Origin of the sequence: Stappia taiwanensis (assembly GCF_014635285.1) — a bacterium.
Classification (GTDB): Bacteria; Pseudomonadota; Alphaproteobacteria; order Rhizobiales; family Stappiaceae; genus Stappia; species Stappia taiwanensis.
Window position 1 is genome coordinate 170,644 of sequence record NZ_BMCR01000008.1, and the last position, 25,578, is coordinate 196,221.

A 25,578-nucleotide genomic window follows, 5' to 3' on the forward strand; every position below is an offset into this window, starting at 1 on the left:
GGCGATGTGTCAGCTCATTTTCAGGCCGCAGGCCTCGAAGGCGGCGCGGGTCGCCCGCTTCTCCTCCTCCGTCAGCGACAGCAGCGGCGGGCGTACCGCGCCACCGACCTGGCCGAGCAGGTCCTGCCAGTATTTCTGATGGGCATGGGGCTTTTCCGCCGGACGGGTGCCCTTGAGCGCCGCCCGCACCGGATCGAGGCTGTCGCGCAGGGCCCGCGCCTTGTCCGCCTCACCCCGGAAGGCCAGATCGGTGTACTCACGCATCCTCAGATCATGCTTGCTCTGGATCAGGTACGGCGGCGAGGAGCAGAGATAGAGCTGCCAGCCCAGCTCCAGGATGTTGTCCAGCCACTCCTCTTCCGACGCGGTGCTGACCAGGATGCGGTCGCCGGCGAGCCGGTTCAGTTCCGTGTACATCGGCCGGGGAACGCTATACTTGATTGCCACCACATTCTCGATATCCGCCAGACGGTTACACAGCTCGGGGCTCATCAGATAGCCGCTGTCCGGGTGGCTCCACAAGGCGATACCGATATCGACCTTGTCGGCGATGGTGCGGTAGTAGTTGTAGAGGGTCTCGTCCTGCTCCTTGAAGAAGTGCAGGATCGGCGCGTGCACGACGATGTAGTCGGCGCCCGCCTTCTGGGCGTGCCGGGCGAGGTCGATCACCACATCCATGTTCTGGTCCGAACAGGACATGATGGTCTGGGCGCGGCCGTCACAGGCCTCCACAGCCAGATCGAAGCTGCGCTTGCGCTCTTCCAGCGACATGGAGAAGAACTCGCCCTGCTTGCCGGCGACAAAAAAGCCGTCGATCTTCAGATCCTCGATCCAGTGATCGAAGTTGCGGCGCACGCCCTCCTCGTCGATGGCAAGCGTCTCGGTGAAGGGGGTCAGCGCGGCGGCCCAGATCCCCTTCATGGTCTGCCGCGAATAGGCCTTGGCGTCTTTCTTCGTGTATTTCATCACTGATCCACGTTGCTGCGGCGGCCGGCTGCGTCATGCATGGCACGCCAGATTCGTTCGCTGGTGAGCGGCATTTGCAGGCCGCGCACCCCGAAGGGAGAAAGCGCATCGCCGACCGCGTTGACGATGGCCGCCGGGATGCCGATGCATCCCGCCTCGCCAACGCCCTTGGCGCCGAGCGGATTGGTTGGGGAGGGTGTTTCGATCTTCTCGATCCGGACCGGGGGAATGTCGGCAGCGCGCGGCACCGCGTAATCCATCAGCGAGCCGGTCAGCATCTGGCCATCCTCGTCATAGACGATGCGCTCCATCAGCGCTTCGCCGAGGCCCTGCGCCATGCCGCCGACAAGCTGCCCGCGCACCAGCATCGGATTGAGCACCACGCCGGCGTCATCCACCCAGACCACCTCGTCGATGGTGGGCGTTCCGGTGTCTTCGTCGATGATGACGGAGGCAATGCAGCAGCCGCTGGCCCAGGCCTCGCCATCGGCGTGGAAGACCACGGAGGAACACAGCGCCGCCTCCTTGGGATCCCCTGTTTCCGGTCCGAGCAGATGCCCGGCCAACGCTTCCCAGGTGGCCATGCGCCCTTGATCGCTGGCGACGGAAACCCCGGCGTCACCCGGTACGATCTCGTCTTCGCCGCACTGCAGGAGTTCCGCCCCGGCCCGGCGGATCTGCTCCAGCAGCCCCTCACAGGCCCGGACCATGGCGCCGCCGCCAATCGCGGTACTGCGGCTGGCGAGCGCGCCAATGCCGGTCGGGCTCTCGCCGGTGTCGCCATGGCGCACGGTCACCCGCTCCGGCGAGACACGCATCAGATCGGCGACAATCTGCGAAAACGCGGTTTCCCGGCCCTGCCCCTGTGCGCTCGATCCGGTCGCGGCGATGATCGTGCCGTCGCGGCAGAGCGACGCGGTGGCGCTCTCCCAGCCCTGGCCGCAGGGCTCGATGTAAAGACTGACGCCGATGCCGAAGATCTTGCCATCCCGGCGCAGCTCCGCCTGACGGGCACGCAGGGCGTCGTAGCCGGCATGATGCCGCGCCATGTCGACCAAAGCTTGATAGTTGCCGGAATCAAGCGTTTCGCCGGTCGGCGTCGCATAGGGGAAAGCGTCGGCGGCAATCAGATTGCGCCGGCGGAACTCCAGCGGATCGAGCGACAGGACGCGAGCGGCCTCGTCCATCAGCCGCTCCATCAGCATGGTCGCTTCCGGCCGGCCGGCGCCGCGATAAATGCCAACGGCCGCGCGATTGGCGAAATACCCTTTCGCGCCGATATCGATGTCCTCGACCCGATAGGGCCCGGGCAGGATCCGCCCGGCGTTGCGGGCCGGGATCACCGCGCTGAACGGCATCCAGCTTCCGAGCTGGAAGGCGAGCTTCGCCCGCAGCCCCAAAACCGTGCCGTCGGCGGCAACAGCCAGCTCGCCGGAGGTGGTGGCACCGCGCCCGTGGGTTGCCGCCAGAAGGTCGTCGCTGCGGGTGGCGCACCACTTGACCGGCGCACCGAGCCGGCGCGCGGCAAAGGCCACCATCACATCCTCGGGATAGATCGATGCCTTGCCGCCGAAGGCCCCGCCCACATCCGGCGCGATCACGCGGACCTGCGCCAGCGGCAAAGCCAGCATGCGGGCGAGATCATCCCGCGCCCGGTGCGGCGTCTGGGTCGAGAGCCAGGCGGTCAGCCGCCCCTCCCGCCAGTCGGCCAGCGCGGCGCGCGGCTCCAGCGCCATCGGCGCCAGCAGGGAGTGCTCAACCGTGACGCCAACCACATGATCGGCGGCTGCGAAGGCCGCATCCGCATCGCCGGACCGCCAGTCATGGCTCAGCACCTCGGGGGTCAGGACCTCCGGGCGGTCCTCTCCCGAGGCAACGGACAAGGGCTCGATGTCCAGTCCGGCGAGCTGCGCCGCGTCGCGGGCAATCGCCCGTGAGGTGGCGACAATCGCCGCGACCGGCTGGCCGACCGCCTCGACCCGCTCCGCCGCCAGCACATGCATCGGCTGCGGGCGGACATCGGGGATCAGAAGATTGATTGCCGCAGCGCCGAGACCGGCAAGATCGGCCGCGGTGAAAACCGCCACCACACCATCGAGGGCGCGGGCCTCCTCCAGATCCAGCTCGACGATCTCGCCATGGGCGAACTGGCTGCGGACGAATTCCAGATGAAGGCAGCCCTCCGGGGTCAGATCGTCGACATAGCGGCCCTGGCCGGTGACAAGCCGCCGGTCCTCGCGCCGGCGCAGGGCCTCACCCATCCAGCTCTTTCCGGCCTTGTCGATCTGTCCGTTCGCGTCCAAGAGAGGTTCTCCGCCCGCCGCGCCCGCCGGGCGCCGCCTTTCCTAAACTTCCCTCAGGAAATCACGGGCGACATCTATACGACAATCCTGTTTCATCGTATTAATTGATAACCAAAAACGATAAATAAGGTTTGCGCGATGAAGGTCACCCTCCGACAGATCGAGTGCTTTCTGGCGGTTGCCGAATTCGGCAATTTTTCAAGGGCATCCCGGCGCATGAACCTGGCGCAACCCGCCTTGTCGCAGGCGATCCGCGACCTTGAGGCGGAACTGGCCACCCGACTGTTCGACCGCACCACCCGGCGCGTGGAGCTGACCGAGGCGGGACGGGAATTCCGCGCCTCGGCGCAGAAGATCTATGAGGATCTGGAAGATGCGGTGCAAAGCGTGCACGACCTGGCCGAACGCAAGCGCGGGCGTATCCGCATCGCCGCCCCGCCCTTGCTGGCGGCGGTGGTGTTGCCGCAGGCGATTGCCGATTTCCGCCGCCGGCATCCCGGCATTTCCGTGGAGCTGGCCGATGTCGGCACCGAGCAGATCCTCGACAGCGTCCGCAGCGGCCGGGCCGATTGCGGCCTCGGCACCTTCTCTCCGGCGGAGGACGGGATCGAGCGGGTGCCGCTCAGCCGCGACAGCCTGATGCTGTTCTGCGACCAGAAAAGCGCCTTCAACGGTGCCGCATCGGTGAGCTGGGCCGACCTCGCCGGCCAGCCGCTGATCACCCTGACCCGGGACAGCGGCATCCGACTGCTGGTCGAGGTCGGCTTCGAGACAGCGGAGGTGCCCCTGAAGCCGGCTTACGAGGTGTCGCAGATCACCACCGCCATCGCCCTGGTGGAAGCCGGTCTCGGTATTGCCGTGCTGCCAACCTATGCGCTGGCGGCGGCGCAATACCGCAAGGTCTCGGGCAAACTGCTGACCGGCCCGAGCATTTCCCGCGAGGTGGTGATGATCCATGCCACCGGCCGCTCGGTCTCACCGGCCGTTTCCGCCTTTTCGGCGGTGCTGCGGCGCTATGCGCAGCAGCTCACCCCGCGCGAGACCAGTTGAGGCGTCAAGCGCCTGCCGGTGTCTGGCGCGTGCCAATCAGCGCCAGCAGTGCCCGCGTCAGCTCCGTGTCCTCCCGGGCAAGATCCAGCACCACATCGAAATGATTGCGCCCAGCCACTTTCAGCAAGGTGGAGGGAAATCCTGCCCCCTGCCAGAGCCGGTGATAACCGATGGACTGGCGTTCGAACCCGGCCGGTTCGCCCTCCGCATAGGCGGTGATGATCGGGCAGCCGCAGGCCGGCAGGTTGAGCGCCGGACTCAGGCTGGCAACATCACCGTCTTCGAGCGGCAGCCACTCGCGCACGAAGGAGTGCGCAATCGGGCCGAGGTGAAACAACCCGCTGATCGGCATAGCGCCCTTGATCAGGGTCTCCGGCACATCGAACGCCCGGTGCCAGCCGCCGGACAAGAGCGCTCCGGTGAGATGGCCGCCGGCGGAACTGCCGCCCACATAGATCCGCTCCGGATCGAGGCCATAGTCGCCCCCTTCACGCCAGAGGAAGGCTGCGGCCGCGCGCACCTCGCGCACGATCTCCTGCAGATCCACCTCCGGCGCCAAGCGGTAGTCGACCACCGCCGTGGCGATGCCATGGGCGGCCAGGGTGCTGGCCATGAAGGCGGAGTCGCGTTTCGACAGCGCCCGCCAATAGCCGCCGTGGATGAACAGGAACACCGGGCGCGGCGTGTCACCGAGCCCATAGATATCAAGGGTCTGGCCGCTTTGCCGGTCATAGACCACATCGAGATGACCGGGACAGGCGACACGCGCCGCGTCCGAGCCTGCGCGGTAGTCGCGCATGGCCGCCTCGAAGGTCTCCAGCGGCACCGAAGCGCGCGCGTTGTAATCGCGGTCGATCTCCGCGCGCGGCAGCGCCGCTTCCGTGTCGAGCCCCGCTTCATTGTTGAGCATGGTCATTGGCGTGGTCTCCTCCCATTGCCGATCCCGGTTGCCGATCCCGGCTACCGATCACGGCATCCGGGGCGGTCCCTGATACAGGACCGGCCCGAAAGCGTCCATCCAGCGCCGGATCAGGTCACGGCGCGGCGCGCGGCAAAGCGCGGATCGCGCCAGCTTTCGCTTTCCAGCACCTCCACCAGCGCCGTCGCGGCCACATGAATGTCGTGGTAGCTGAGATAGGCAGGCGCCATGCCGAAGCGCATCAGATTGGGTGCCCGGAAGTCGCCGACGATGCCTCTGGCGATCAGCGCCTGAATGATGGCATAGCCGTCTGGATGGGTGATCGACACCTGGCTGCCCCGCTCCGCGGCTGCCTGCGGCGTTACGATCTCCGCCCCATGCGCCGCGCAAGGTTCGCGCACCAGATCCATGAACAGATCGGTCAGCGCCAGGCTTTTCGCCCGGATCTCGGCCATGTCCACATCCTCGATGGCGGCAAGCCCGGCGTTGAGCGCCCGCATCGACAGGATCGGCTGGGTGCCACACAGAAGGCGCCGGGCGCCGGCGTCGGGCCGGTAGCCCAGTTCGAAGGCGAAGGGCGCGGCATGCCCCCACCAGCCGGACAGCGGTTGGCGCAGGGTTTCATGGTGCCGGTGGGCGGCATAGATGAAGGCCGGCGACCCGGGGCCGCAGTTCAGGTATTTGTAGGTGCAGCCGACCGCCAGATCGGCGTTGGACGCATCAAGCGCCACCGGCAGGATGCCGGCGGAGTGGCACAGGTCCCAGACCACCACCGCGCCCGCCTCATGGACGCGCCGGGTCAGCGCCGCCATGTCGCGCAAGGCGCCGGTGCGATAGTCGACGTGATTGACCAGCACCACCGCCGTGCGCTCGCCGATCAGCTCTTCCAGGGTGGCGCCATCCACCCCCTCCAGCAAAAGGGTCACATCCGGCCGGCCGGCGACCACCCCTTCGGCGACGTAGAGATCGGTGGGAAAGCTGCCGCTTTCGGCGACGATCGTCGTGCGACCCGGGCGCAGCGACAGCCCCGCGTGCAGCGCCTTGTAGACGTTGACCGAGGTGGTGTCGCAGGCAACCGTTTGCCCCGCCTCCGCGCCGATCAGCGCGCCAATGCGGTCGCCGAGCCGGTCGGCCAGGGCGAACCAGCCGGCCTCGTTCCAACTGCCGACCAGCCCATCGGCCCATTCCTGCCGCAGCGCCGTCTCCATGTCGTCGAAGACGGCCAGCGGCGCCGGCCCGAGCGAATTGCCGGCCAGATAGATCAGCCCCTCGGGCACATGAAAGCGGTCCCGGAGATGGGCCAGCGGATCGGCGGCGTCCCGGGCCTCGACCTCTGCCCGCATGGGCACGCCAGTGGAATGATCGCCAACCAGGGTCATTTTCGTCCTCACATGCCTGTCGCCGGACTGTGTCTCCGGACCATTCGTGCTTCAGAGGCAGATCATTCCCTCATTATCGAAAATGTCAATTAATATATATAATATGAGATATCCGCCTGTGATATATATAGTTTCAAGATCACAGGCATGGACCCAATGGCCAAGAGCGAAACCCCGACCAAGACCGAAGCCGCCTACCAGCGCCTGCGCCAGGAGATCCTGGAAACGCGGCTACGCCCGGGCGCGCCGCTGAAGCTCGGCGCCCTGCGCGATGCCTATGGCATCGGCTGGACCCCCTTGCGCGAGGCGCTGTCGCGGCTGGAGGCGGAGCATCTGGTGGTCTCCAGCAGCAACAAGGGCTTCAGCGTTGCGCCGGTCTCGGTGGAGGAGCTCAACGACCTGACCCGGGCGCGGCATCTGGTGGAATTGCCGCTCCTGGCCGAATCCATTGCCTGCGGCGACGACGGCTGGGAAACCGCGCTGGTCGCCGCCCATTACCGGCTGTCGCGCTGCAAGCCGCCGGTGGAAGATCCGCGCGAACTGGTGATCAGCGACTGGGAACAGCGCCATGAGGAATTCCATCATGCACTGCTGGCCGCCAGCCGCTCCCCTTGGCTGATGCGGTTCTATCTGCAGATCACCGACCAGACCCGCCGGCATCACCGGGTGCTGGCGATCACCCCCGGACTTTCCGCCGGCACCGGCGACGGCTGGCGTGACAGCCCGGCCTTTCACGCCCTGCAGGGCGCGCTGGCGCTTGAACCGCATACGGCACTGATGGAAGCGGCCCTTGACCGCAACACGGACACCGCGCTTGCCCTCATGGCCGAGCACATCCAGTTGATGAAGGGAGTGTTTGCCGTCGCCGATCTCGCCGGGTTGCCCGCCGCTCCCGGCGCCTGACCGACAGCACAGCACCGGTCAGCCAGCCGGGGCCGCCTCCGCCTGCCTAGCACGCACCGACCGGCGCCAGCGCATGGTGGCAGTCAGATCCACCCGACAGGGCACGTCCCCATTTTCGCCGCGCGCGATCCAGTCGACGGCCGCACTGGCGGTTTCCTCGATCGGCTGAGTGAAGGTGGTCAGTTGATAGGCCTCCCATCCGGCCTGGGGAATATCGTCGAAACCGATCACGCTGAGATCGGCCGGGATCGACAGGCCGAACCGCTGACGGGCGGCGTCCATCACCCCGCAGGCGATCAGATCGGTGGTGCAGAACACCGCATCCGGCCGCTCCGGCCGCACCAACAGGCGTTCGCCAAGGGCAAGACCGCTGTCGTAGCCGCTCGCACCGAACCGCTCGCACTGCACATCGAGGCCCAGCGTGCGGGCCTCCTCCAGGAAACTGCGCTCGCGGGCGAGCAGGCTCGGCGTGTCATCGCAGGAGGTGGCCACCGCCAGCCGCCGGCAGCCGGCACGCAGAAACGCCAACAGCGCCATGCGCCCGGCCTGCGCATCGTTGACGCGCAGCTGGATCGACCCGGGGAGACTGTCGTCGCGATTGATCAACACCAGCCGCTGGCCGTTGCGGTGGCACAGATCGGCAATCGAGCGGTCCGGCATGCCCGACAGGATGACCGCCGCATCGGCGCGGTAGCTCAGGGCCTGGCGCAGCGCCAGTTCCACGGTGGCTTCTTCCTGATCGGTGTTGATGATCATCGCCACCTTGCCGGCCGCCTGCAGCTTGCCGGTCAGCGCCTGCACCATGGCGGAGCGATAGGGCGTCGCCAGCTTCGCCACGATCAGCGCGACGATCCCGGTCTGCTGCCGGGTCAGCCCCCGCGCCAGATGGTTGACCTGATAGCCCAGCGCATCGGCCGCCTCCAGCACCTTGCGCCGGGTTTCGGCGGAAACGCTGGCGCCGGGGGTGAAGGTGCGCGACACCGCCGCGCGGGAGACCCCGGCCAGCGCCGCCACGTCCTTGGCGCTCACCGATTTCGCCCCACCCTGCCCCGCACCTTCCGCCCGAGCGTCCCCGGAGATCTTCCGCGCTGTCACCTTGCCCTCACCGCCGCCCATCCAGTCCCTCCGGAAATTACCCGCGCTTGCACAGCCGTGCAAACTTTCAATCTTCTTCAAGCATGATTTTTTATGACAAACTGATGACATCAAGGATTGACTTGTTTCTGTCCCTTGTCAAACATTGCACACGTGTACAAACACATGGCGGCGGGAACCGCCTGGAGGGAGGATCTTCTGATGAAAAAGAGCTTGATGGCCGCGACCGTGATCGCCACGGGAACGCTCCTTGGCGCGGCGGGGACGGCGAATGCCGCCGAACTCAACCTGATCTGTTCCGCCGATGTGGTGATCTGCGAATTGCTGGTGGAGACCTTCGAGGCCAATCATGACATCGACGTGTCGATGGTGCGCCTGTCGTCTGGTGAGGCCTACGCCAAGCTGCGCGCCGAGGCGCGCAATCCGAAGACCGACATCTGGTGGGGCGGCACCGGCGATCCGCATCTGCAGGCGGCGACCGACGGGCTGACCATGGAGTACAAATCGCCGATGCTGGCCGAGTTGCACCCCTGGGCCGTCAAGCAGGCGGAAAGCTCCGGCTACAAGACGGTTGGCGTTTATTCCGGCGCGCTCGGCTGGGGCTACAACACCGACATCCTGAAGAAAAAGGGCGCCAAAGCGCCGAAATGCTGGGCGGACCTGCTCGACCCGGCGCTGAAGGGCGAGATCCAGGTCGCCAATCCCAATTCCTCCGGCACCGCCTACACCGCACTGGCAACACTGGTGCAGCTGATGGGCGAGGACGAGGCCTTCGCCTATCTCAAGAAGCTCAACGACAACGTGGCGCAATACACCAAGTCCGGCTCCGCACCGGTCAAGGCGGCGGCGCGCGGCGAAACCGGTGTCGGCATCGTCTTCATGCATGACGCGGTGTCCCAGGCGGTCGAGGGCTTCCCGGTCGCGGTGGTCGCGCCGTGCGAGGGCACCGGCTACGAGATCGGCTCCATGTCGATCGTCAACCGGGCGCGCAATGCCGACGAGGCCAAGGTCTGGTACGACTGGGTACTGAAGCCGGAGACCCAATCGCTCCTGAAGGACGCGAAATCCTTCCAGCTGCCGTCGAACAAGAACGCGGCGGTGCCGAAGGAGGCGCCGAACCTCGATGAGGTCAAGCTGATCGACTACGATTTCGCCACCTATGGCAGCACCGAGCGCCGCCGCGCGCTGCTGGAGCGCTGGGACCGCGAGATCGGCGCCATCGCCAACTGATCGCGCCTTTCCCAGAAAAGGACCTCCGGCCACGGCGCCGGAGGTCCGTCCATCTGACCTGCCACAGGATCGCGCCATGACCCGCGAAAACCGCCGGCTCGACATCATGTTCGGGCTCGGCCTGCTCTCCGTTTGCCTGTTGCCCTGGTACCGGGTGGAGGGCGGCTTCTTCTCCTTCGGCTGGCTGGCCGAGATGGCCGAAAAGCCCGAGCTCAATCCCGGCATCCTGCAACCGTTCCTTGGCCGCGGGTGGCTTGCCGTGGCCCTGGCGCTGTTCGCCGCCGCCCTCGGCGTGCGGGCGCTCAGTCAACCGGGGCGGCGCGGCGGCACGCTTGCCGCCATCGGCGCCGCCGGGCTGATCTTCATGGTGCTGCAGGGCCTTGCCATTACCCTGTGGGGCTGGTCCTGGAGCCTCGGCGACACGGTGTTCGGCCCGCTCGACCCCGGACAGCCGGCCTTCGGCGCCGGCGCCGTCATGCTGTTCCTGTGCTTCCTCGCGCTCCTTGCCTTCGGGCTGGCGGAACGCGGGGTGATGAAGGGCGATGCCTTCACCCTTGGCGCCATCGCCCTGCTCATCGCCCTGGTCGCCACCTTCGTCTTCTATCCGATCGTCAGCATGTTCGCCGGCTCGTTCCAGGACTTCGACGGGTCGTTCAACCCGGATGGTTTCCTGCGCAACATTCAGGATCCGGCGATCTGGAGTCTTGATTGCGTGATCGGCGGCAACCGCTGCGGCGTCGCCTGGCGCACCCTGTTCCTGGCCTTGATGACCGCGACCGGCTCCACCTTGCTCGGCCTTGCCTTCGCGCTGGTCGCCACCCGCACCCGCTTTCCGGCGAAAAAGGGCTTGCGGCTCCTGACGGTGCTGCCGATCATCACCCCGCCCTTCGTCATCGGCCTGGCGCTGACGATGATGCTCGGCCGCTCCGGCGTCGTCACCCACTGGATCGAGGCGGCCTTCGACGTCGAGCTGGGCCGCTGGCTCTACGGCCTCACCGGCATCTGGATCGCCCAGGTGCTGTCCTTCACGCCGATTTCCTTCCTCGTGCTGATCGGCGTGGTGGAAGGGGTCAGCCCGTCGATGGAGGAGGCCTCGCAGACCCTTCGCGCCGGACGCTGGCGCACCTTCCGCCTGGTCTCCCTGCCCCTGATGGCGCCGGGCCTGGCCAATGCCTTCCTGATCGCCTTCATCGAAAGCATGGCCGATTTCGGCAATCCGCTGGTGCTCGGCGGCAGCCACGGGGTGCTGTCGACGGAGATCTTCTTCGCCGTGGTCGGCGCCCAGACCGATCCGTCCCGCGCCGCAGTGCTGGCCATCGTGCTGCTGACCTTCACGCTCTCGGCGTTTCTGGTACAGCGGCTGTGGCTGTCGGGCCGCAACTTCGCCACCGTCACCGGCAAGGGCGATTCCGGCAAGCATGTCGCCCTGCCGGCTCCGCTCGCCGCCCTGCTCTACGCCATCGTCGTTCCCTGGATCGTCTTCACCCTGGCGATCTACGGCATGATCCTGTTCGGCGGTCTGGTGACCACCTGGGGTCTCGATCACACGCTGACCTTCGAACACTATCTGCGCGGCTTTTCCGTCGAATGGCGGGATGGGGGTCTGGCCTGGACCGGGGTTGCCTGGGACAGCTTCTGGACGACCATGGAGATCGCGCTTCTGGCCGCGCCGCTGACCGCCGCCGTCGGGCTCCTGACCGCCTATCTCATCGTCCGGCAGAAATTCGTTGGCCGCAACGCCTTCGAGTTCGCCTTGATGCTGAGCTTTGCCATTCCCGGCACGGTGATTGGCATCAGCTACATCATGGCGTTCAACCTGCCGCCGCTGGAGATGACCGGCACGGCGCTGATCCTCATCGCCTGCTTCGTCTTCCGCAACATGCCCGTGGGCGTACGCGGCGGCGTCGCGGCCATGAGCCAGCTCGACAAGAGCCTGGACGAAGCGTCGATCACCCTTGGCGCCAGCAGCCCGCGCACCATCCGCAAGGTGATCCTGCCCCTGCTGCGACCGGCGATCATGGCGGCGCTGGTCTATTCCTTCGTGCGGGCGATCACCTCGATCAGCGCGGTGATCTTCCTCGTCAGCGCCAAGTACAACATGGCCACCGCCTATATCGTCGGCCTGGTGGAGAACGGCGAATACGGCATCGCCATCGCCTATTCCTCGGTGCTGATCTTCGTGATGATCACCGTGATCGCCGGTTTCCAGCTCCTGGTCGGCGAACGCCGGCTGCGGCGCGAGACCAGCGTTACCCACAAGCCGAAAGCGGCCCGCCCATCCCTTGCCCAGGAGGCAGAAGCATGACCCAACCAGCGCGCGGCTCCGTCCGCTTTCGCAATGTTCGCAAGTGCTTCGGCACCTTCACGGCGATCCATGACCTTGATCTGGACATCGAAACGGGAACTCTCGTCACCCTGCTCGGCCCCTCCGGCTGCGGCAAGACCACCACCTTGCGCATGCTTGCCGGACTGGAAACACCGACCTCGGGCAGCATCGAGATCGGCGGGCGCGACGTGACCCGGCTGCCGGCCAACGAGCGCGACGTCGCCATGGTGTTCCAGTCCTATGCCCTGTTTCCGCATATGTCGGTGCTCGACAATGTCGCCTACGGGCTGGAGGCCGGCGGCCAGTCGAAGGCCGAGGCGCGGGAGAACGCCGATGCCGGTCTGACGCTGGTCGGGCTTGCCGGCTACGGCGGCCGGTTGCCGGCGGAGCTGTCCGGCGGGCAGCAGCAGCGGGTCGCGGTGGCACGCGCCCTGGTGCTGGAGCCGCAGGTGCTGCTGCTCGACGAGCCCCTGTCCAATCTCGACGCGCGGCTGCGCCGGCGGGTGCGCACGGAAATCCGCGAGCTGCAGCAGCGGCTTGGCTTCACCGCCGTCTATGTCACCCATGATCAGGAGGAGGCGCTCGCCGTCTCCGACCGGATCGTGGTGATGGACAGCGGCCGGATCGCGCAGCAGGGTCCGCCGCGCGAGCTGTACGAAGCGCCGGTCTCCGAGTTCATCGCCGATTTCATGGGCGAGGCCAATGTGCTGCCCTGCCAGATCGTCGATGTCAGCGAGGGCCGGGCCACCATCGAGATCAGCGGTTTTCGCCACAGCCTGGCCGCCCGAGCCGCCACCCCGGGGCCGGCCAAGCTGGCGGTGCGGGCCAATGCCATCACACTGACACCTGATCGTGGGACACCTCGGACCGGCAAACCGGGTCCCGAAAACCGGTTGCCGGGCCGCGTTCAAAGTTCGGCCTATCTCGGCGATCATGTCGAATACGAGGTCGAACTGGAAAGCAGCACCATTTTCGTCATCGACACCGGCACCGCCGATCCGCTGCCGCCCGGGGCCGATGTGTCCATCGGATTTCGCGAGCGCGGCATCGCGCTGATCGTCGGTTAGCCGGCTCGCCCATCTTTCAGGAGACTGCCTTGACCCTTGCCGACCCCGCCCCGGCCGAGACCGGGATTGCCGACCGTTTCGCCTTCGCCAAGGAGCTGGCCGAAGCCGCCGGCCTGCTGGCGCTCGACTTTTTTCAGCGCCGCGATGCCCTTGCCGTGGAAACCAAGCGGCATGCCCAGGACCTGGTGTCGGAGGCCGACCGTTCGGTCGAAACCCTGATCCGCGAGCGCATCGCCAAAGCCTTCCCCAAGGACGGCATTCTCGGTGAGGAATTCGGCCTTGAACCCGGCAGCAGCGGCCTGACCTGGGTGATCGACCCGATCGACGGCACCAGCCCGTTCCTCAACGGTATGCCGAACTGGTGCGTGTCGATCGGCGTCAGCCTTGGCGGCGAACCGGTGATCGGCGTGATCGCCGCCCCCTGCCACCGGGAACTCTACGCCGCCATGCGCGGCGGCGGCGCGACCCTGAACGGGGCACCGATCCGGGTCACCGACACGCTGGACCTGCGCAGCGGCGTGGTCGGGCTTGGCTCCAACGACCGAGTTCCGCCCTCCGCGGTCGCCGGCATGATCGGCAATATCCTGGAGATCGGCGGCGGCTTCATCCGCAACGGCTCCGGCGCGCTGATGCTGGCCTATGTGGCCGCCGGGCGGCTGGTGGGCTATGCCGAGCCGAGCATGAACGCCTGGGACTGCATGGCCGGCCATTGCCTGATCCTAGAGGCCGGCGGCAAGGTGCTGCCGTTTCCCGGCGATGCGCTGACCACGCCGGCGCGCATTCTCGCCGCCACACCCGGCAGTTTCGACGAGTTGGACCGGCTTTCGGCGGTCAGCGTTCCGCTGCGATAGGCCGTAACATGCGCGCGCCGGCCACGATGGACCGACGCGTGCGTTTTTTGGTGGGGGTTCAGGCCGATCAATCAGGCCGGGCGGGTCAGGCCGCCAAGGCATCCGTATTTGAGTTCGGTGAACTCATGAATGCCATGATGCGAGCCCTCGCGGGAATTGCCGCTCTCCTTGATGCCACCGAACGGCGCCAGCTCGGTGGAAATCGCCCCGGTGTTGATGCCGACCATGCCGTATTCCAGCGCTTCCAGCACCCGGAAGATCCGGCCCGCGTCCCGGGCATAGAAATAGCCGGCGAGACCGAATTCGGTATCGTTGGCTGCGGCAATCGCCTCTTCTTCGGTGGAGAAGCGGAACACCGGGGCCAGCGGCCCGAAGGTCTCGTGCGAGGCCACCAGCATGTCGGCTGTGACGCCGGTCAGCACCGTCGGCTCGAAGAAGGTGCGGCCGCGCTCGTGACGCTTGCCGCCGGTGACAAGCTGAGCGCCCTTGGCCAGTGCGTCGGCGATGTGGCTTTCCACCTTCTCCACCGCCCGGTCGTTGATCAACGGCCCCTGCACCACGCCATCCTCGAAGCCGTCGCCGACCTTGAGCGCGGCAACCCGTTCGGCCAGCCGCGCGACGAAGGCGTCATGCACCCCGTCCTGCACATAGATGCGGTTGGTGCAGACACAGGTCTGCCCCATGTTGCGGTACTTGGAGGCGATGGCGCCATCGACCGCCGCGTCGATATCCGCATCGTCGAAGACGATGAACGGCGCATTGCCGCCCAGCTCCAGCGCCACCTTCTTCACGGTGGTGGCCGCCTGGGCCATCAGCATCTTGCCCACCGCCGTGGAGCCGGTGAAGCCCAAGAGCCGCACCTTCGGATGACTGGAAAGCACGCCGCCGATGGCCACCGCATCCCCGGTCAGCACATTGACGGTGCCCTCCGGGAAACCGGCGCGCCGGGCCAGTTCCGCCAGCGCAAGCGCGGTCAGCGGCGTTTCCGGCGCCGGCTTGACCACCACCGTGCAGCCGGCGGCCAGCGCGGGGGCGATCTTGCGGGTGATCATCGCCGCCGGGAAATTCCACGGGGTGATGGCGGCGACGACGCCAATCGGCTGACGCAGAACCAGAAGCCGGGCGTCGGCGGTATGGGAGGGCAGGATCTCGCCCATCACCCGCTTGGCTTCCTCGGCGTAGAATTCCACGTAGGACGCGGCGTAGTCGATCTCGCCCAGCGCCTCGGCGAAGGGCTTGCCCTGCTCGCTGGTCAGGATCGTCGCCAGATCCTCGCGGTTCGCCTGGATCAGGTCGAACCAGGCCCTGAGGATGGCGCTGCGCTGCTTGGCGGTCCGCGCCGCCCAGGGGTGGAACGCGGCAGCCGCCGCCTCAACGGCACGGGTCGCCTCGTCCGCGCCCATGTCCGGCACTTTGGCGAGGGTTTCCCCGGTCGCCGGATTGGTGACGGCGACGCAGCCATCCCCTTCAAAGGCACCGTCAATGAAGCTCTGGGTCTTCAGCAGAGCGGGATCGGTCAGGGTTCGCATGGTCATCCCCTTTCCCCTCAGGCCCGGGCCGCGACGAGCGCGCGGGTGAGCTTTTCCAGCCCCTCGTCGAGCAGCGCGTCGGACACCGTCAGCGGGTTGAGAATGCGGATGGTGTTGCCGTAGACGCCGCAGGACAGGATGATCAGCCCCTCGGCCAGCGCGGCGGCCACCACCCGGCGGGTCGCTTCCGCATCCGGCGTTCCCTCGCCATCGGCGCTGACGATATCGAAGGCGACCATCGCACCGGGACCACGGATCGCCGCGACCGGAACCGCATCGTTGCGTGCGGCGGCCTTTTCCAGCGCCGCCTTGATCCGGGCGCCAACCGCATTGGCGCGCTCGACCAGCCCCTCTTCCTCGATCACGTCGAGAACGGCAAGCGCCGCCGCACAGGCAATCGGGCTGCCCGCATAGGTGCCGCCAAGGCCGCCCGGGCCGGCCGCATCCATGATCTCGGCCCGGCCGATCACGCCGGACAACGGGAAACCACCGGCGAGCGACTTGGCCACGGTGACAAGATCCGGCTCGACGCCGGAATGCTCGATGCCGAACATTTTGCCGGTGCGGGCGAAGCCGGTCTGGATTTCATCGGCGATCAGGACGATGCCATGGGCATCGGCGATCTTGCGCAGCTCGGCGACCAGCTCGGCCGGCGCCGGCAGGAAGCCGCCCTCGCCCTGGACCGGCTCGATGATGATGGCGGCGACATCGCTCGGATCGATATCGGCGCGGAACAGAAGATCGAGGCTGCGCAGCGCATCGGCGACGCTGACGCCATGCTCCTCGGCCGGGAATGGCACGTGGTAGACGCCGGCCGGGGCAATGCCGAAGGACTTCTTGTAGGGCGCGACCTTGCCGGTCAGCGCCATGGTCAGGCTGGTGCGGCCGTGGAAACCGCCGGTGAAGGCGATGACACCGGCGCGGCGGGTATGCGCCCGGGCGATCTTGATGGCGTTCTCGACCGCTTCCGCACCCGTCGACAGGAGGATCGACTTGGCCGGACCGGAGAACGGCGCCAGCGCGTTGAGCCGCTCGCAGACCGCCACATAGGGCTCATAGGGAATGATCTGGAACGCGGTGTGGGTATAGTTTTCCAACTGCTCGGCCACTGCGGCCATCACCTTCGGATGGCGGTGGCCGGTGTTGAGCACGGCAATGCCGCCGGCGAAGTCCACATAACGGTTGCCGTCGACGTCCCACAGCTCGCCATTCTCGGCGCGGGCGGCATAGACGGGAAAGGCCGTGGCGATGCCGCGGGGGATGGCGGTCTCGCGCCGCTGCTGCAAATCGGTGTTGGTCATGATCGAGGGGCTCTCCATGGACTGTTTGCCGGGGAGAATACGGGGGAACGGGCGGTCCCCGGTACGTGATTGATTTACACGCTGTGGTGCATCATAGTTTCCACTGACCGGACATGAAGCGCCGGGCATGGATCACCGAATGGCCGCCACATGATCGACACAGACGACACGGGCGAGGACACGGCGCCGTCGGCGCAGATGCCGCCGCTGATCATGCTGCGCGCCTTCGAGGCGACCGGGCGGACCGGCAGCATGCGCAAGGCCGCCGACAACATCGGTGTCAGCCACACGGTGGTCAGCCGGCATGTGCGCAATCTGGAAGCCTGGATGGGCTGCAAGCTGGTGCAGTCCGGACCGCGCGGCGCGATGCTGACGGACGAGGGGGCGAGCCTGTTCGCCTCCGTCACCCAGGCCTTTCAACTGATCGCCAACGCGGCCAGTGACCTGCGTCCGCGCCACCGCAATCGGGGCATCCGCATCTGGTGCGTGCCCGGGCTGGCCTCGCGCTGGCTGGCGCCCCGGATCTCGCGGCTGGAGGAGCTGTTTCCCGGCGCGAATGTGATGGTACGCTCGACCACGGAGCTGCCCGATTTCAGCCGCTCCCAAGCGGATCTGGCCATCGGCTTCGGCGATTTCGACGATCTGCCCGCCGCCGCCGTGCCGCTCTTGCGCCCACGCATGTTTCCCGTGGCCTCGGCCAACTGGATCGCTGATCGCGGCGTGCCGGACAGTCCGGAGCGGCTGCCGCGCCTGCCGCTGATCCATGAAGAAAGCCACCGGCAGTGGCGCAACTGGTTCGAAGCCGCCGGCATTGCCGCCGGCACGCTCGGCGGGCCGCGCCTTGGTGATGCGAACCTTGGCCTCGATGCAGCGATGTCGGGTCAGGGCATCGCTCTTGCTAGCCGCATCCTGACCCGGCGCGAGCTGGACGCGGCCAACCTGACCGAGCTGTTCGACACCGATATCCGCCTTGGCGGCTACTATCTCGTCGTCGCCCCGACACGGCGGAGCGATCCGGCAATTGTCCGCCTGCGCGACTGGATCCAGGCCGAACTGGCCCTGTCGGAGGCTTCCGGCGACTAACGCCACCGCCCGACCACCGCACACCCTGCCGTTGCCCGCGCCGATGCAGGACATAGCCACGCTTGCGACCGCAAGCTTGGAAGAACTACTCACCAATTTGTCTAAGGAAATGATTTTATATTGCGCAGAAAAATGAGCATGGATATGGTCTGCCTCGGGAGGAGTGATCGAGGCGACGGGGAGCGAGATTTTGGCTAAAAACCGAGCCAATCCGCCAAATTTCCGCCTGAATTTCAGTACGCGCCAGGAAGTTGAAAAAACCGCTACGCGGCACTTCGCACAGGATAATACGTAAAATCACGGCGTATTGTCATGAATCTTGAGCGCAGAAATTGCACCCCTGTTTGCGTTCGCCGTCACCGATCCATGCGGGACCACCCGCGACCGGGCATCTGAATCTAGGGAGAAACACCATATGGCCAGCACATTCCTCAAAGCTCTCGCCCTTGGCGTGACCATGTCGATCGCGCTGGGAAGCGCGGCCTCGGCGGAGAAGGTCCGCCTGCGCTTCCACACCTTCTATGGCACGGAAATGGACGCCTTTGCCAAGAAGATGCGGGATACGGTCAAGGAAGCCAGCGGCGGCACGCTGCGCATCCAGTATTTCCGCGGCGGCGAGCTGGTGGCCAGCGATCAGTTCGTCGATGCGGTGGCCAAGGGCACCATCGACATTGCCTATGGCGTGGGCAGCTACTGGTCCGGTCAGGTCGACATCGGCAACATCGAGGCAGGTCTGCCCGGCGCCTGGACCAGCGCCGAGGAAGCCCGCGCCCTGTTCGAGGACAAGGGGCTCAACACCCTGATCGCCGAGGCTTACGCGGAAAAGGGCGTCACCCTGGTCGGCCGCGGCTACGGCAGCAACTACGACATCCTGACCAAGACGCCGATCAACGGCCTTGACGACCTCAAGACGATGAAGATCCGCGCCACCGGGCAGATGGCCAAGGTGCTGAAGGCCTTTGACATTCCCACCGTCTACCTGCCGGCGCAGGAGCTCTACATCGGCCTGTCCACCGGCGTGATCGACGGCGCCATCTACGGCGGCCCGGTGGAATACGAGCAGCTCAAGCTGCATGAGACCGCCACCCACTACACCTTCCTCAACATGCTCAATCCGGGCTGGATCGAAACGGTGATCGCCAACCCGAAGGTGTGGGACGGCCTGTCCGAGGAGCACCGCGAGATCCTGACCAAGGCGATCGACCAGTATGCGGCCGACATTCACGCCTGGCTGGAAGAGGGCAACCAGAAGATCGTCGATGCCGGTGAGATCTTCGAGTTCTCGACCATTCCGGCCGAGGATTCCGCCCGGCTGACCGCCGCCGCGCAGACCGTCTGGCAGGAGGAAGCCGCCAAGTCGGAGCGCAACGCCAAGGCGATCGAGATCCTGGTGGAGAACGCCAAGGCCAAGGGACGCCTGAAGTGAAACGCTTCACCCGATACCTGGTTCTCCAGGATGGCCTGTCCGAGTTCGTCGGGCAGGTCATTTCCTGGATCACCCTCGGGCTGATCGGCGTGCTGCTGATCGAGATCGTCGCGCGTTACTTCCTGAACGCGCCGACGATCTGGGCCCATGAGTTGTCGACCATGCTGTTCGGCGCCTTCTGCATTCTCGCCGGCAGCTATGCGCTGCGTCACCACGATCATGTGCGCAGCGAAGTCATCTACGCCCTGATGCCGCCGCGCGTGCAGGGCTTCTTCGACACCATCGTCTTCGGCCTCGGTCTGGTGGTGCTTGCGGTCTTCTTCCGGCTGTCTGTGGACTTCGCCGCCACCTCCTGGGCGATGAACGAATTCTCCGCCCGCAGCGTCTGGCAGCCACCGCTCTACCCGATCAAGACCGTGATCCCGATCGCCGTCGGCCTGTTGCTGCTGCAGAACATCGCCGAATTCCTGCGGGCGCTCCTGCGCTGTCTCGGCATCGCCTTCGAGGACCCGCGCAGCGAGGAAGACCAGCACGTGGCGGAGACCCACGCCCCGGAAACCCTGCATTGACGCTGCCCGCGCGCCGTGCCCCGTCCTGGCCGGACGGCGCGGGCGCCGGGCGGACACGGGATGCGGGCATCGCCCGCTGAGCAGGCCGCGCGCGGCTCTGCCGAAAGGAATGAAAATGGCCGAACTCGACCCGATGACGATCACCGCCATCATGTTTGTCTCGATGCTGGGCCTGATGGCCATCGGCGCGCCGCTGGCGTGGGCGCTGATGATCTCGGGCATGGGCAGCGCCTATCTGATGTTCGGCGCCGGCGGGCTCGACCTGCTGCTCGCCTCCGCCTACGAGACCATGGATAACTTCCTGCTGGTGGCGCTGCCCCTGTTCATCTTCATGGGGCTCGTGCTGGAGCGCTCCGGCATCACCGACGACCTGTTCGAGATGATCCACAAGCTGGTGGGCGGGCTGCCCGGCGGCCTGGGCGTGGGCACGGTGCTGATCTGCGCTATCATCGCCGCCATGGCCGGCGTCTCCGGCGCGGCGACCGTGAGCCTTGGCATCATCGCCCTGCCGGCGATGCTGAAGCGCTCCTACGACAAGCGCCTGGTGACCGGCACCATCATGGCCGGCGGCGCGCTCGGCTTCCTGATCCCGCCCAGCGTGCTGATGATCATCTACGCCTTCCTGTCGCGGGATTCGGTCGGCAAGCTGTTCGCCGCCGGGCTGATTCCCGGGCTGATGCTCGCCGGCATCTATATCGCCTATATCCTGATCCGCTGCCGGCTCAATCCGGAGCTCGGGCCGCCGACGCCCAAGGCGGAGCGCGTCAACGGCATGGAAAAGCTGAAGTCGCTGCGCCACCTGATCGGCCCTGGGCTGCTCGTCGGCGTGGTGCTTGGCGGCATCGTGGGCGGCGTCACCTCACCGTCCGAGGCCTCGGCAATCGGCGCGGCCGGCGCGCTTCTCATTGCCGCCCTGCGCCGGCAGGTCGATCTGGCGATGCTGAGCTCGGTGCTGCAGACCACCGCCAAGCTGATGGGCATGCTGATCTGGATCGCCATCGCGGCGGTGTTCTTCAGCAAGATCTACGTCGGGCTCGGCGCCGGCATGATGGTTCAGGACCTGATCGACGACTACAGCCTGTCGCCGCATGCGGTGATCATCGCCATGCTGGTCAGCTACTTCCTGCTCGGCATGTTCCTCGATGATTTCGCCATCATCTTCATCACCGTGCCGCTCTACATTCCGGTGGTGCGGGAGCTGGGGTTCGACACGGTTTGGTTCGCCGTCCTGTTCATCCTCAGCATGCAGTCCGCCTATCTGACACCGCCGTTCGGCTACAACCTCTTCTATATGCGCTCGGTCGCGCCGAAGGAGGTGAGCATCGTCGACATCTACATGTCGGCCCTGCCCTTCGTCGCGCTGCAGATCCTCGGCCTGGCGCTGGTGGTGATCTTCCCCGGCATCGCCCTGTGGCTGCCAAGCCTCTTGTTCTGACGGCCAGAAACGCCGGCACGCCCGGGCGGAAAACCGTCCGGGCGTCGCCATCGCAGGACTAACGGAAGAAGGAACAGGAGAGGAGAGCGGTGGACGCGGATACCGGGGGCAATCGCTAGAGATACGGCGGAACGCAGGCGGAAATCATGGTGGCCGGACGGTCGCTCACATTGCGGAACCGATGCGGATCCTGGGAGTTGAACAGATAGGAATCTCCCGCCTTCAGGATCATGGTGTTCTCGCCGACGGTCACCTCGATTTCCCCGGCGACCACCACCCCACCCTCATGGCCGACATGTTCGAGCATGGTTTCGCCGGTATCGGCGCCCGGCTCATAGGTCTCATAGAGGATCTGCAAACCATGGCTGCGCGCATCGCCGACCTGCTTCAGGCTCATCTTGCCCTCCGCCCCCTTCACCTCGGAGTACACCCGCGAGGTCAGGTCGCGCAGTTCCGACGGGGTGAAGAACACCTTCGACGCATCGAGGGCCTCAGGTTCGAAAAATTCGACCATTCCAACCCCAAGACCGCCCAGAATCTTGCGCAAGGATGCAATGGAAGGACTGCTCTTGTTGGTTTCGATCATCGACACCTGGCCATGCGGCACTCCCGCCGCCTCGGCGAGCTGACGCTGGGACATGTTATGCGCCCGGCGCAACTGCCGAAGCCTTGCACCTACATCGAAATCTGCCATCCGCACCTCCGTTCCTGATCGCGCCAAGTTAGTGGCAGCCGAACGACGCATCAATAGCGCAAAAAGCGATTGCTCATTATTCTGAGCATATGATATGAAATTCTGAGATTAGGAGGATCGTCATGACCGCAACCGTCGATTTGAAATCCCGCCGCGAAACCGCCGTCGCCCAGGGCGTGGCCACCCGTGGCATCTATGCCGTCAAGGCGGAGAACGCCGAGCTGTGGGATGTGGAAGGCAAGCGCTACATCGACTTCGCCGCCGGCATCGCCGTCAACAACACCGGCCACCGCCACCCGAAGGTGATGGCGGCCGCGGCCGAGCAGGCCGAGGCCTTCACCCATACCTGTTTTCATGTCGCCCCCTATGAGGGCTACATCCGGCTCGCCGAACGGCTGAATGCCGCGGCACCGGGCGATTTTCAGAAGAAAACCATGCTGGCCACCACCGGCGCGGAAGCGGTCGAGAACGCGGTGAAGATGGCCCGGGCCTACACCGGACGGTCCGGTGTGATCGCTTTTGCCGGCGCCTTCCATGGCCGGACGCTGATGGGTATGGCCCTGTGTGGCAAGGTCACGCCCTACAAGAAGAGCTTCGGCGCCATGCCGCCGGAGGTGTTCCACGCCCCCTTCCCCAACGCCTATCACGGCGTCACGGCCGAGGCGAGCCTGGCGGCACTGAACCAGCTGTTCAAATCAACCATCGACCCGGAGCGGGTTGCAGCCTTCATCATCGAGCCGGTGCAGGGCGAGGGCGGCTTCAACGTCGCAGATGCGCATTTCCTGCGCGAGCTGCGCAAGATTGCCGACCAGCATGGCATCCTGCTGATCGCCGATGAGGTTCAGGCCGGCATGGCCCGCACCGGCAAGCTGTTCGCCATGGAACATGCTGGCGTCGCCGCCGATCTGGTGACCATGGCCAAGGGGCTGGCCGGTGGCTTCCCGCTGTCCGCCGTCACCGGCCGGGCCGAGGTGATCGACGCGGCGCCGGTTGGCGGCATCGGCGGCACCTACGCCGGCAATCCGCTGGCGGTGGCCGCCGCCAATGCGGTGCTCGACGTGATCGCCGGCGAGGATCTGTGCGCCCGCGCCAACCAGATCGGCGCGGCGCTGACCGCTCGACTGACCGCCCTTTCCCAGCGTCAGGGCATGGAGCCGATCGGCAATGTGCGCGGCCTCGGCGCCATGGTCGCCTTCGAGCTCGTCACCAGCCGCGACAGCCGCGAGCCGGATACGGCGCTGACCCAGCGGATCGTCGCCGAGGCGGAAGCGCGCGGGCTGATCATCCTGCCCTGCGGCACCTATGGCAACGTCATCCGCCTGTTGCCGCCGTTGACGACGCCGACGGATCAGGTCGAGGAAGCACTCGACATCATCGAAGCGGCCATCGAGGCGGCCATTGGTGCCAGCGCGGCCGCGGCCTGATAAAACGACAGGCCCCGTCGCCGCTGCTGCGGTGACGGGGCCATGGCATTGCCACAGGGAAGGCATTGCCAGAGACCTGACAACCGGTGCGGACGGGTGCCCGGCGCGGAAAAACAAAGCGCCAGGCACAGGCGGGAGACGATCATGGACCTTCGGAAGAACCTCATTGCCGGCGAATGGCTGGCGGGCGCGGATGCGGTGGAAAACCGCTCCCCCTCGGACGTCACCGATCTGGTGGGGCTTTACGCCCGCGCCGATGCGGAGCAGGTGGACCGGGCGGTGATGGCCGCGCGGGCCGCGCTGCCAGCCTGGGCCGGGGCCAGCCCGCAGGTACGCGCCGACCTGCTCGACCGGGTGGGGCTGCGCCTGGCGGAGCGCAAGGAGGAACTTGGCCGGGTGCTTGCCCGGGAGGAGGGCAAGACGCTGGCCGAGGCCATCGGCGAGGTGGGCCGTGCCGCCCAGGTGTTCCGCTTCTTCGCCGGTGAGGCGATCCGGGTCACCGGCGATGCGGTGGCCTCCGTGCGGGCCGATGTGGATGTGGATGTGACCCGCGAGCCGGTGGGTGTGGTCGGGCTGATCACCCCGTGGAACTTCCCCATCGCCATTCCCGCCTGGAAGATCGCGCCGGCGCTTTGCTATGGCAACACGGTGGTCTGCAAGCCCGCCGACCTGACCCCGGCCTCCGCCCATCTTCTGGCGGAAATCCTGCATGAGGCCGGTGCGCCGGCCGGCGTCTTCAACCTGGTGATGGGCACCGGCGCCATCGTCGGCAACGCGCTGGTCGAGCACCCTGAGGTCGATGCCATCTCCTTCACCGGCTCGGTACCGGTCGGCCGGGCCCTGGCGGTACGCGCCGCCTCCGGCCTGAAGAAGGTGCAGCTCGAAATGGGCGGCAAGAACCCGATGGTGGTGATGGAAGACGCCGATCTCGATGTCGCCGTCGCCGCCTGCCTCAACGGCGCGTTCTTCTCCACCGGGCAGCGCTGCACCGCTTCCTCGCGGCTGATCGTTTGCGATCCGATCTATGACGAATTTGCCGAGCGGCTGGCGGCGGCGGCGACCTCGGCCAAGGTCGGCGATGCGCTCGATCCGGCCACCGCGATCGGGCCGGTGGTCTCGGCCAAGCAGCTGAACAGCAATCTGGAGTATGTGGCGTTGGCCGCCAGCGAGGGCGCCGAGGTGATCGGCGGCGAGCGGCTCAACGAGGAGCGTGAGGGCTATTACCAGCGCCCGGCGCTGTTCCTCAATGCCACCAACGACATGCGCACGAGCCGCGAGGAAATCTTCGGCCCCTGCGCCAGCCTGATCCGCGCCCACGATTTCGACGAAGCGCTGGCACTGGCCAATGACACCGAGTTCGGCCTGTCGGCTGGCATCTGCACCTCCAGCCTGGCCTATGCGCGCAATTTCAAGCGCCACGCCCAGGCCGGCATGGTGATGGTCAACCTGCCCACCGCCGGGGTCGATTATCACGTGCCCTTCGGCGGCCGCAAAGGCTCTTCCTACGGCTCGCGGGAGCAGGGCCGCTACGCCGCCGAATTCTACACCACCGTGAAGACCGCCTACAGCTTTGCCGGCTAACTCGACTGAAGGACAGACAAAGATGAAGATCCTTGTGCCCGTAAAGCGGGTTATTGACTACAACGTGAAGGTTCGGGTGAAGTCGGACGGTTCAGGCGTTGATCTTGCGAATGTTAAGATGTCGATGAACCCGTTTGACGAGATCGCGGTTGAAGAGGCGATCCGTCTTCGCGAAGCGGGCAAGGCGTCGGAGATCGTTGTGGTCTCGGTGGGTCCGCAGCAGGCGCAGGAGACGCTGCGCACGGGTCTGGCGATGGGCGCGGACCGGGGCATCCTGGTGAAGACCGATGCCACGACGGAGCCGCTGGCGGTGGCCAAGATCCTGAAGGCGATCGTCGCCGAGGAAGAGCCGGGCCTGGTGATCCTGGGCAAGCAGGCGATTGACGACGACTGCAACCAGACCGGCCAGATGCTGGCAGCGCTCCTGGGCTGGGCGCAAGGCACCTT

21 protein-coding genes are annotated in these 25,578 nt (G+C 66.3%); 13 read left to right on the forward strand and 8 right to left on the reverse strand.

Annotation, left to right across the window (positions count from 1 at the left end):
- Window positions 1-9 precede the first annotated feature (9 nt).
- Together IEV83_RS17280 and IEV83_RS17285 are read right to left on the reverse strand one after the other, a co-directional pair.
- Window positions 10-966, reverse strand: coding sequence for a dihydrodipicolinate synthase family protein (locus IEV83_RS17280; RefSeq protein ID WP_181760132.1), 957 nt, complete (start codon window positions 964-966; stop codon window positions 10-12).
- A complete protein-coding gene (locus tag IEV83_RS17285) occupies window positions 966-3,269 on the reverse strand; it encodes a xanthine dehydrogenase family protein molybdopterin-binding subunit (RefSeq protein WP_244628229.1) in 2,304 nt (767 codons plus the stop codon). The genes IEV83_RS17280 and IEV83_RS17285 overlap by 1 nt, the downstream gene beginning before the upstream one ends.
- A gap of 138 nt (window positions 3,270-3,407) precedes the next feature.
- Here IEV83_RS17285 and IEV83_RS17290 point away from each other — a divergent pair, with 138 nt between their 5' ends.
- Entirely contained in the window at window positions 3,408-4,319 is a 912-nt protein-coding gene (locus IEV83_RS17290) for a LysR family transcriptional regulator (RefSeq protein ID WP_181760133.1), read from the forward strand.
- A 4-nt stretch (window positions 4,320-4,323) separates the two neighbouring features.
- On the opposite strand, the gene IEV83_RS17295 is transcribed toward IEV83_RS17290, so the two are convergent.
- Both IEV83_RS17295 and kynU read right to left on the reverse strand, forming a co-directional pair.
- Window positions 4,324-5,235, reverse strand: coding sequence for an alpha/beta hydrolase (locus IEV83_RS17295; protein ID WP_244628230.1), 912 nt, complete (start codon window positions 5,233-5,235; stop codon window positions 4,324-4,326).
- A 113-nt stretch (window positions 5,236-5,348) separates the two neighbouring features.
- Window positions 5,349-6,617: a kynureninase gene (kynU, locus tag IEV83_RS17300; protein ID WP_181760134.1), complete on the reverse strand. Its 1,269-nt coding sequence runs from the start codon at window positions 6,615-6,617 to the stop codon at window positions 5,349-5,351.
- Between the two features lie 156 nt (window positions 6,618-6,773).
- Here kynU and IEV83_RS17305 point away from each other — a divergent pair, with 156 nt between their 5' ends.
- On the forward strand, window positions 6,774-7,520 hold the full coding sequence (locus tag IEV83_RS17305) for a GntR family transcriptional regulator (RefSeq protein ID WP_181760135.1): 747 nt from the start codon (window positions 6,774-6,776) through the stop codon (window positions 7,518-7,520).
- A gap of 18 nt (window positions 7,521-7,538) precedes the next feature.
- Here IEV83_RS17305 and IEV83_RS17310 read toward each other — a convergent pair whose 3' ends face one another.
- Window positions 7,539-8,636, reverse strand: a complete 1,098-nt coding sequence (locus IEV83_RS17310) for a LacI family DNA-binding transcriptional regulator (protein WP_181760136.1) — start codon at window positions 8,634-8,636, stop codon at window positions 7,539-7,541.
- 195 nt (window positions 8,637-8,831) lie between these two features.
- Here IEV83_RS17310 and IEV83_RS17315 point away from each other — a divergent pair, with 195 nt between their 5' ends.
- The 4 genes from IEV83_RS17315 (at window position 8,832) to IEV83_RS17330 (ending at window position 14,089) form a co-directional block, all read left to right on the forward strand.
- Window positions 8,832-9,845 (forward strand): ABC transporter substrate-binding protein, encoded by a 1,014-nt coding sequence (locus IEV83_RS17315; RefSeq protein WP_371873487.1) that lies wholly within the window; start codon window positions 8,832-8,834, stop codon window positions 9,843-9,845.
- A 76-nt stretch (window positions 9,846-9,921) separates the two neighbouring features.
- Window positions 9,922-12,150 (forward strand): ABC transporter permease, encoded by a 2,229-nt coding sequence (locus IEV83_RS17320; protein ID WP_181760138.1) that lies wholly within the window; start codon window positions 9,922-9,924, stop codon window positions 12,148-12,150.
- The gene (locus tag IEV83_RS17325) at window positions 12,147-13,238 is read left to right on the forward strand and encodes an ABC transporter ATP-binding protein (protein ID WP_181760139.1); all 1,092 of its coding nucleotides are present in this window, start codon (window positions 12,147-12,149) and stop codon (window positions 13,236-13,238) included. The genes IEV83_RS17320 and IEV83_RS17325 overlap by 4 nt, the downstream gene beginning before the upstream one ends.
- Window positions 13,239-13,267: 29 nt before the next feature.
- On the forward strand, window positions 13,268-14,089 hold the full coding sequence (locus IEV83_RS17330; protein ID WP_209003335.1) for an inositol monophosphatase family protein: 822 nt from the start codon (window positions 13,268-13,270) through the stop codon (window positions 14,087-14,089).
- Between the two features lie 71 nt (window positions 14,090-14,160).
- Here the strand turns inward: IEV83_RS17330 and IEV83_RS17335 are convergent, their stop codons facing one another.
- Together IEV83_RS17335 and gabT (IEV83_RS17340) are read right to left on the reverse strand one after the other, a co-directional pair.
- Entirely contained in the window at window positions 14,161-15,618 is a 1,458-nt protein-coding gene (locus IEV83_RS17335) for an NAD-dependent succinate-semialdehyde dehydrogenase (RefSeq protein ID WP_209003227.1), read from the reverse strand.
- Window positions 15,619-15,635: 17 nt separating this feature from the next.
- Window positions 15,636-16,919, reverse strand: coding sequence for a 4-aminobutyrate--2-oxoglutarate transaminase (gene gabT / locus IEV83_RS17340; protein WP_209003223.1), 1,284 nt, complete (start codon window positions 16,917-16,919; stop codon window positions 15,636-15,638).
- 150 nt (window positions 16,920-17,069) lie between these two features.
- On the opposite strand from gabT (IEV83_RS17340), the gene IEV83_RS17345 reads away from it, so the two are divergent.
- The 4 genes from IEV83_RS17345 to IEV83_RS17360 all read left to right on the forward strand — a co-directional run bounded on the left by IEV83_RS17345 (window position 17,070) and on the right by IEV83_RS17360 (window position 21,432).
- On the forward strand, window positions 17,070-18,002 hold the full coding sequence (locus IEV83_RS17345; protein ID WP_181760141.1) for a LysR substrate-binding domain-containing protein: 933 nt from the start codon (window positions 17,070-17,072) through the stop codon (window positions 18,000-18,002).
- A gap of 415 nt (window positions 18,003-18,417) precedes the next feature.
- Window positions 18,418-19,428 (forward strand): TRAP transporter substrate-binding protein, encoded by a 1,011-nt coding sequence (locus tag IEV83_RS17350; RefSeq protein WP_181760142.1) that lies wholly within the window; start codon window positions 18,418-18,420, stop codon window positions 19,426-19,428.
- Window positions 19,425-19,997: a TRAP transporter small permease subunit gene (locus tag IEV83_RS17355; RefSeq protein ID WP_181760143.1), complete on the forward strand. Its 573-nt coding sequence runs from the start codon at window positions 19,425-19,427 to the stop codon at window positions 19,995-19,997. The genes IEV83_RS17350 and IEV83_RS17355 overlap by 4 nt, the downstream gene beginning before the upstream one ends.
- Window positions 19,998-20,112: 115 nt before the next feature.
- The gene (locus IEV83_RS17360) at window positions 20,113-21,432 is read left to right on the forward strand and encodes a TRAP transporter large permease (protein ID WP_181760144.1); all 1,320 of its coding nucleotides are present in this window, start codon (window positions 20,113-20,115) and stop codon (window positions 21,430-21,432) included.
- 115 nt (window positions 21,433-21,547) lie between these two features.
- On the opposite strand, the gene IEV83_RS17365 is transcribed toward IEV83_RS17360, so the two are convergent.
- The gene (locus IEV83_RS17365) at window positions 21,548-22,177 is read right to left on the reverse strand and encodes a cupin domain-containing protein (protein WP_371873485.1); all 630 of its coding nucleotides are present in this window, start codon (window positions 22,175-22,177) and stop codon (window positions 21,548-21,550) included.
- A gap of 71 nt (window positions 22,178-22,248) precedes the next feature.
- Between IEV83_RS17365 and gabT (IEV83_RS17370) the strand changes: the two genes are divergently transcribed.
- The 3 genes from gabT (IEV83_RS17370) to IEV83_RS17380 form a co-directional block, all read left to right on the forward strand.
- Window positions 22,249-23,550, forward strand: coding sequence for a 4-aminobutyrate--2-oxoglutarate transaminase (gene gabT / locus IEV83_RS17370; protein WP_181760146.1), 1,302 nt, complete (start codon window positions 22,249-22,251; stop codon window positions 23,548-23,550).
- Window positions 23,551-23,694: 144 nt separating this feature from the next.
- Complete coding sequence (locus IEV83_RS17375) at window positions 23,695-25,131, forward strand: aldehyde dehydrogenase family protein (protein WP_181760147.1); 1,437 nt, start codon at window positions 23,695-23,697, stop codon at window positions 25,129-25,131.
- 22 nt (window positions 25,132-25,153) lie between these two features.
- Window positions 25,154-25,578 (forward strand): electron transfer flavoprotein subunit beta/FixA family protein (locus IEV83_RS17380; protein WP_188478621.1); only part of this gene is annotated, 425 nt, incomplete at its 3' end.

Bases quoted from the DNA above. Each gene is read 5' to 3' on its own strand.
- IEV83_RS17280 (WP_181760132.1), bottom strand. From the start codon at position 966: ATGAAATACACGAAGAAAGACGCCAAGGCCTATTCGCGGCAGACCATG.
- IEV83_RS17290 (WP_181760133.1), top strand. From the start codon at position 3,408: ATGAAGGTCACCCTCCGACAGATCGAGTGCTTTCTGGCGGTTGCCGAA.
- IEV83_RS17295 (WP_244628230.1), bottom strand. From the start codon at position 5,235: ATGACCATGCTCAACAATGAAGCGGGGCTCGACACGGAAGCGGCGCTG.
- kynU (WP_181760134.1), bottom strand. From the start codon at position 6,617: ATGACCCTGGTTGGCGATCATTCCACTGGCGTGCCCATGCGGGCAGAG.
- IEV83_RS17305 (WP_181760135.1), top strand. From the start codon at position 6,774: ATGGCCAAGAGCGAAACCCCGACCAAGACCGAAGCCGCCTACCAGCGC.
- IEV83_RS17310 (WP_181760136.1), bottom strand. From the start codon at position 8,636: ATGGGCGGCGGTGAGGGCAAGGTGACAGCGCGGAAGATCTCCGGGGAC.
- IEV83_RS17315 (WP_371873487.1), top strand. From the start codon at position 8,832: ATGGCCGCGACCGTGATCGCCACGGGAACGCTCCTTGGCGCGGCGGGG.
- IEV83_RS17320 (WP_181760138.1), top strand. From the start codon at position 9,922: ATGACCCGCGAAAACCGCCGGCTCGACATCATGTTCGGGCTCGGCCTG.
- IEV83_RS17325 (WP_181760139.1), top strand. From the start codon at position 12,147: ATGACCCAACCAGCGCGCGGCTCCGTCCGCTTTCGCAATGTTCGCAAG.
- IEV83_RS17335 (WP_209003227.1), bottom strand. From the start codon at position 15,618: ATGCGAACCCTGACCGATCCCGCTCTGCTGAAGACCCAGAGCTTCATT.
- gabT (WP_209003223.1), bottom strand. From the start codon at position 16,919: ATGACCAACACCGATTTGCAGCAGCGGCGCGAGACCGCCATCCCCCGC.
- IEV83_RS17345 (WP_181760141.1), top strand. From the start codon at position 17,070: ATGATCGACACAGACGACACGGGCGAGGACACGGCGCCGTCGGCGCAG.
- IEV83_RS17350 (WP_181760142.1), top strand. From the start codon at position 18,418: ATGGCCAGCACATTCCTCAAAGCTCTCGCCCTTGGCGTGACCATGTCG.
- IEV83_RS17360 (WP_181760144.1), top strand. From the start codon at position 20,113: ATGGCCGAACTCGACCCGATGACGATCACCGCCATCATGTTTGTCTCG.
- IEV83_RS17365 (WP_371873485.1), bottom strand. From the start codon at position 22,177: ATGCGTCGTTCGGCTGCCACTAACTTGGCGCGATCAGGAACGGAGGTG.
- gabT (WP_181760146.1), top strand. From the start codon at position 22,249: ATGACCGCAACCGTCGATTTGAAATCCCGCCGCGAAACCGCCGTCGCC.
- IEV83_RS17375 (WP_181760147.1), top strand. From the start codon at position 23,695: ATGGACCTTCGGAAGAACCTCATTGCCGGCGAATGGCTGGCGGGCGCG.